The sequence below is a fragment of the Streptomyces sp. NPDC060232 genome, from assembly GCF_042726555.1.
In the GTDB taxonomy this organism is placed as follows: Bacteria; Actinomycetota; Actinomycetes; order Streptomycetales; family Streptomycetaceae; genus Streptomyces.
Genome location: NZ_JBHXAG010000001.1, coordinates 890,238 through 896,237, shown reverse-complemented (window position 1 = coordinate 896,237; position 6,000 = coordinate 890,238). Strand labels below are relative to the sequence as shown.

Here is a 6,000-nt window from a genome sequence, read left to right as displayed (position 1 = left end):
GCCCGCACCGTTCGGTTGGGCGGGGAGGGCGTTGCCGCGGGCCAGCCGCTTGGACGGGACGGGCACCGCTTTCGGCGGCAGCCCCCCCCCGGCGGGGGGGCCCCCCCCCCCCCCCCCCGCGACCCGGTGGCGGATCGCATCCCGTTGGTGGGGGCAATAGCCCCCCAGGCCGGGACCGGCAGCAAGGGCCGGATCTCGGCCCACTCCGCGTCCGTCAAGTCCGATGGATACCGGTGCAGGCGATCGGGATGGTCGGCCGCGTTGCCACACATGCGCACGAAGCAATCACACGATTGTGCGACCAAGTTGAACTGGACGGGCTCGTACACGCATAACAGCGACATCGGTGCCTCCCGGCACTGCGCAGTCAGACTCGCATCCCCGAGTTACCGAAAGGACTGTCTTCACGCGCGGACAACGGGAATTACACCTGGGCGGGAAGGCTGTTCGAACGGTACGCACATTGTTCGGTTGAGATACGGCTTCTGAAGTCTCGTTGTGCTGTACCTGGGAAGCGCAGCCGCTATTGCGGACATGGACCCCCGGCGGTGTGCTGCCGGGGGTCACGCTTGTCGGCCAAGTGCTCGGCTCTGTGTGTCAGCCGACCCGCAGGGTCAGGTTCGGCCAGTCGTTCTTCAGACGGGAGAACAGGTCCTTGATGTGATCGGGGCGCAGCTTGATGCAGCCATAGGACTTGTAGTCGCTGTCACCGTCCCATCGGGTGGGCTCGGTGGAGCCGCGGCCGCCGTTCTTGGTCATCTCGCTGTGGATGAACAGATCATCGCGGGTGACGGCGTCCTTCTTCTTCCCCGACTTGGGGTGGCACTCCTTGTTGGAGAGCTGGATGGCGTAGCCCTTGACCGTGCTGTCGCGGCTGGTCTGGTGTCCCTTCACCTGGTAGGTGCCGCTGGGCAGCCATCCCCTGTTGCTGAGGCAGTCGTTCGTGGATCCCAAGCCGGACCCGGCACGGTAGCTCTTGACCACGTGGCCGCCCTTGACAAGGGAGAGGGTCGAGCGGTCCGGGTGCTTCCAGTTCTTGGTGAACTTCAGGTAGGCGGACGAGTTCGCGGGGGGCCGCGCCGATCCCCCTGCGGGGTCGCCGTCATATGCGGCAGCGGTGGCGGGCGCCGACAGAGCGACCACGGTGAGCATTGCGAGCGAGGCCGCCGCAGTGGCGATGCCGCGGGAGCGGGTTGCGTTGTTCACAGTCGTTCGTCCTTTTCGTGTCGTGCCTCCGAGGTTGTCCGGACCGCGGCAGGGCATGGCGCTGCCAGGGACAGTCGGAGGCGGGATTGGCCGGACGTTCGCGCCGGCTGTCAGCAACTTTGCCGCGTGTTCCTCGTTGGCTCTACGGTGTCCGAGGCACCGGCCATACGTGTATATACACGGCCTCGCGTATGGGCTTTGAACTGGTGTTTTAGGTCGTGGACAGAGGGGGCGCGTGGTGGACGCTCAGCAGAATGCCGATGCTCTGGACGGTCAGCAGGCAGTCGTTCCCGCGCGCGTCGAACTGGGCCAGCTCCTGAGGAGTTGGCGTGTGGCGAACAACCGGGGCCAGCCTTGGGTTGCCAAGGAGCTCAACACCAGTCAGCCGACGGTTTCGCGATGGGAGTCGGGGCAGAGCCTGCCCGAACCTGAGTCGATTGGTGCGTTATGGCGGATCTGTGCCAAGCCTGAGCAGTCCACGTTGAGCGATCCGCAGCTCGACAAGGCCTTGGCCCTCCACCGCCGCGCGGTAGAGGAAAGCACACACGTCCCAAAGCAGAGGCCGGCACCTGAGTGCGTAACGCCGCAGCAGGACCAACCATCGCCGCAGCCACATGCCAGGAAGAAGCGGCTGGTGGCCTGGACTGTGGTGGCGGTCGTGGTTCTGGGGACACTGGCTTGGGTTGGTTTCCACTACGCGGACAAGGATGCGGGTGCATCCCCTTCTTCTGCCTCCCCATCGACAGCCCCGGTCCGGCCGACGCCGACCGCAACATGCGACGGGGCCTCGTGCGCGTCGCTTGAGCCGGCGACCACGACATGCTCGAAGGACGCCACCACCGCGTACACCGGCCACGGGTACGGCGTTCGGGTTGAACTGCGCTACAGCGCCGTGTGCCACGCCGCCTGGGCCAAGATGAGCGGCACCTCGGAAGGAGACCGGATCATGGTCACCCCGAAGCAGGGGCACGCCCAGGAGTACCGCCAGCAGTACGGCCACGACGCCCACACCCGGATGGTTGCCGCGCTCACCCCAGGCGAGGCCCGGGCCTGCGCGATCATCGACGACCGCGGCACCGTGTGTGCCACCGAAACCGCCAAACCGTGATCGGCTGCAGAGCCGACACTTTCCACCCTGCGCCCGGCAACAGGCCACCGCCCGCCCCCGAGATCACCCCAGATCAGAAAGAGCCTCGCGGGCTGAGCGTTGTTCTTTCGGCGCAGCGGTCGCCGGGGGCGAGCAGGCTGGTGACTTCTGCGAGGAAGGCCGCGCCGGGCACGAAGTATTTCCGGGCGGCACTGAGGGACTTGTGCCGGGACTACGCCATGAACAGAAGCAGGGAGACGCCCTGTTCGCCGAGGTGGGTCAGGCCGGAGTGGCGGAACTCGTGCGGGTCCCAGCCGGTGCCCTCCTCGCCGCCGACGCAGGTGTGGCGGTCCAGCAGGGCGCGCAGCTGGCCGTAGGACAGGCGGGCCAGGCCGGAGTCGAGGCAGACGTCGCGCGGGGTGAGGAGCTTGCCGGGGCCGGGCTTGCGGTGGGTGACGAGGAGCGGGCCGCGGGTCCGCTCTCCGATCAGGCGTGGAAGGAGCCGGGCGGTGCCTGCGTCCCAGTAGACCGTCTCGGTGGCGTAGTCCTCACGGGCCCGGCCCGGGCGGCGGACGGCCTTGGCGCCCTTGGCCTTCACCCGGCACTGGCGGGCGGCGAGGTTGAGGTCCTCGATGTTCACGCCGAGCAGCTCGTCGGCACGGGCGACTGTCTCGTAGAGCATCAGGTAAGTGACCTTCTCGCGCAGGCGACGTCGCGCCGCGCGATCAGGCGGTCGATGGCGGTCCTGGAGCGAGCGGACCGGGGTGTTCGAGCCGGGGTCGGGCATCCCCTTGCACCAGGCCGGGATGTGCGGGGCTGCAGACCGATCGGCAGCCACCTCTACGCCGGCAGAGCCGCGCAAGCCCCGCCCACTCCGTCGGTCCGATACCGACCGCGGTCCGCCCTCACATCGGCACCGGGCATACGGGCCGACACCCCAGCACGCCTCCGCTGTCGGCCGTGTGAAGGGGCTCGACTGGGACAGGATGGGACAGGTGACGCTCTCCGATGCGGTTTACCTGGCTTTGGGCATCGGCGCGCTCGGCGCGGCCGTGCTTCCCCGGCTCGTCTTCCGCCGGCCGTTGTCCATGCCGATGGTGTTCCTCGCGGCCGGCGCCCTGGTAGCGGTACTGCCGGTGTCGGTCCCGGTGCTCGATCCGGAGCGGCAGCGGCTTTGGGTGGAGCATGCCACCGAGGTGTGCGTGATCGTGTCGCTGATGGGAGCCGGGCTGGCTCTCAACCGGCCGGTCGGCTGGCGCCGCTGGATGGGCACGTGGCGGCTCCTCGGCGTCAGTCTGCCTCTGACGATCGCCGGGATGGCCGTGACCGCGGCTCTCGTATTCGGCTGGCCGCTCGCACCGGCACTGTTGCTGGCGGCCGTGCTGTCGCCGACGGACCCGGTGCTCGCGGGGGAGGTGCGGGTGGGTGAGCCGACCGACGCGGACGACGACGAGGACGAGGTTCGGTTCTGCCTCACCTCGGAAGCCGGCCTCAACGACGGACTCGCCTTCCCGTTCGTACTCGCCGCCCTCGCCCTCGCCGCGGTCCCCGCCGGGCAGTCAACCGCCTGGATCGCGAACTGGGTCCTCGTCGACGTCCTGGCCCGGATCGCGATCGGGGTGGCAGTCGGCGTCCTGACAGGATGGCTGCTGGGGCTGATGTTCTTCCAGGCTCGCCTTTCGGCTTTGCGGCTCTCCGAGCACATGGAGGGGTTCGTCGCCCTCGGCGCCACGTTCACGGCGTACGGAGCAACTGAACTGCTGCAGGGCTACGGGTTCCTGGCCGTCTTCGTCACAGCCTGCACGATCCGTGCCGCCGAACGCAGCCACGGCTACCACAAGGTCCTGCACGAATTCACCGAACAGATCGAACGGCTGCTGACCGCCTTCCTGCTCTTCCTCCTCGGCGGCTACCTCGTCGCGGACGGACTTCCCTCGCTCACCTGGCAGGAAGCCCTGGTGGGACTGGTGCTCGTCCTGGTTGTCCGGCCCGCCGCAGGATGGGTGGGCCTGCTGGGCGGCGCAGCCGGCCGCCGTGAACGCATCGTCACGGCCGTGTTCGGGATCCGTGGCATCGGCTCCCTGTTCTACCTCGCCTACGCCCTCGGGCGCAGCGACCACTTCGGCCCCTACGAGCAGCAGCTGTGGACCGTCATCACCTTCACAGTCATGCTGTCTGTCCTCCTGCACGGCGCTACCGCCACCCCCGTCATCCGCCGCCTCGACCGGCTCCGCGACACCTCTCCCACACCTCCCTGAGCTGGGGAGTCTCAGTAGCCGAAGAAGCCCAGGAGCAAGTACGACTCTTACATGTCCGGGCTCTCAAAGGGGGCACGGCGGGCTCTCGCCCGTTGACCGCGCCCGGCCCGGATCCGAGCACCATCTGACGGTCGACCGCCGAGGAACCCCGCCCGCCGTCATGCGTACCGATGGCAATCGCCGCGACGTCACCCAACTCCGGCCGTCGCTGGACGCCATGTGGCGGATCCGGGGCCTATGGAGACAACCCCCGCCACAATCCGGGACTTAATCCAGTTCGGTGGCGCAATCACGTCCGCCTGATCGGATGATCTCTCCGCTTCTGGCGGCAGGCTGCCAGGAGGGCGCTGGCTCTCGGGGGTGCTGCCCTTCCAGGGTGATGCCGCCAGCGGCCCTCACTCCGAGTCGGCGGGAGTGCCGCCGCAGCGAAATCCGGCCACGCTAAGCAATGTCACAATCACTGAGAACTATCCATACGGGGTCGTCGAGAGAGGTCTCCTGCACATCTTGCAGAGGGCCCGGGTCGCTGTAGCCGCCCTGGGGGTGGTGGCCGGCATGCTGGTGGCTTCAGCTGGCCCGGGAACGTCGGTCTCGCAGGCAGCGACGCACGCGGACGGCGCCACTGCGGCGTCGCGCATCTACGGCGTCGAGATCGTCAAGCAGGGCAGCGGGGCCGGCGACCTGCAGACCCAAAGGGTCCTCTGCCCGCAGCGCAAGGTTCCGATCGGCGGAGGCGCCGAGGCCGGTTTCGGCCGCACCCCCTGGGGCCACGACATCCAGCTCGTCAGCAGCGCCCCGCTGATCGAGGGCGGCCAGCCCGTCGGTTGGAGAGCGTCCGCTTACAAGACGGTCTCCCCCGGCATGACCCTGACGGCCTACGCCGTCTGCGCCTACCCGCCCGACGGTTACCAGATCATGCAGAGCGCCACCATGCCGGCACCCAACGACAAGCTGGCCGCATTGTCGTGTCCGGCCGGGAAGGTCGCCCTCGGCGGAGGCGGAGAGGTCAGAGAGGTCAACGGGTCCGACGCCTGGCTGAGCAGGTCGTATCCCACCCCGGTCAGCGGCACCGCCCAGCCCACCCGGTGGGCACTCGGCACCGCCGGATGGGAGACGGCCACCGCCGTGGTCCACGCGGTCTGCCACGACCCCGTCTACGCGCTGACCGTCACCCGCTCTAACACCGCCTCCGAACGCCCTTACGGCGGCCTGCTCACATGCCCCGCCGGGACCGTCGTCGCCGGTGGAGGCGCATCGGCCAACGGGCCCGCGGCCAGCCTCATCTCCAGCCGCCCCGCCAAGGCGGCCGAGACCGGTTCGCGCGACGGCTGGTGGGCCCAGGGCAGCGACAACCTGCAGAGCTCCAACATTGACCTCTACGTCATGTGCACCGAGCCCGTCTAAGGTCTGTATCGAGTTGCCCCGTGGAGCAAGGAGCGGCGTTCGGTG

The 6,000-nt window shown here is 68.6% G+C and carries 4 protein-coding genes and 2 pseudogenes; 4 read left to right on the top strand and 2 right to left on the bottom strand.

Annotated features, from left to right (window positions below; translation table 11 throughout):
* Positions 1–597: 597 nt before the first annotated feature.
* Positions 598–1,206 (bottom strand): L,D-transpeptidase, encoded by a 609-nt coding sequence (locus ACFWFZ_RS04040; RefSeq protein WP_387116166.1) that lies wholly within the window; start codon positions 1,204–1,206, stop codon positions 598–600.
* Positions 1,207–1,444: 238 nt separating this feature from the next.
* Here ACFWFZ_RS04040 and ACFWFZ_RS04035 point away from each other — a divergent pair, with 238 nt between their 5' ends.
* The gene (locus tag ACFWFZ_RS04035) at positions 1,445–2,314 is read left to right on the top strand and encodes a DUF2690 domain-containing protein (protein ID WP_387116163.1); all 870 of its coding nucleotides are present in this window, start codon (positions 1,445–1,447) and stop codon (positions 2,312–2,314) included.
* Positions 2,315–2,387: 73 nt separating this feature from the next.
* Here the strand turns inward: ACFWFZ_RS04035 and ACFWFZ_RS04030 are convergent.
* A pseudogene (locus ACFWFZ_RS04030) lies at positions 2,388–3,230 on the bottom strand (site-specific integrase); the annotation flags it as partial.
* Between the two features lie 58 nt (positions 3,231–3,288).
* On the opposite strand from ACFWFZ_RS04030, the gene ACFWFZ_RS04025 reads away from it, so the two are divergent.
* The 3 genes and pseudogenes from ACFWFZ_RS04025 to ACFWFZ_RS04015 all read left to right on the top strand — a co-directional run bounded on the left by ACFWFZ_RS04025 (position 3,289) and on the right by ACFWFZ_RS04015 (position 5,955).
* Positions 3,289–4,551, top strand: coding sequence for a cation:proton antiporter (locus tag ACFWFZ_RS04025; protein ID WP_387116160.1), 1,263 nt, complete (start codon positions 3,289–3,291; stop codon positions 4,549–4,551).
* A 50-nt stretch (positions 4,552–4,601) separates the two neighbouring features.
* Positions 4,602–4,801 (top strand): annotated as a pseudogene (locus ACFWFZ_RS04020) (IS5/IS1182 family transposase); the annotation flags it as partial.
* A 305-nt stretch (positions 4,802–5,106) separates the two neighbouring features.
* The gene (locus tag ACFWFZ_RS04015) at positions 5,107–5,955 is read left to right on the top strand and encodes a hypothetical protein (RefSeq protein WP_387116157.1); all 849 of its coding nucleotides are present in this window, start codon (positions 5,107–5,109) and stop codon (positions 5,953–5,955) included.
* Positions 5,956–6,000: the final 45 nt, after the last annotated feature.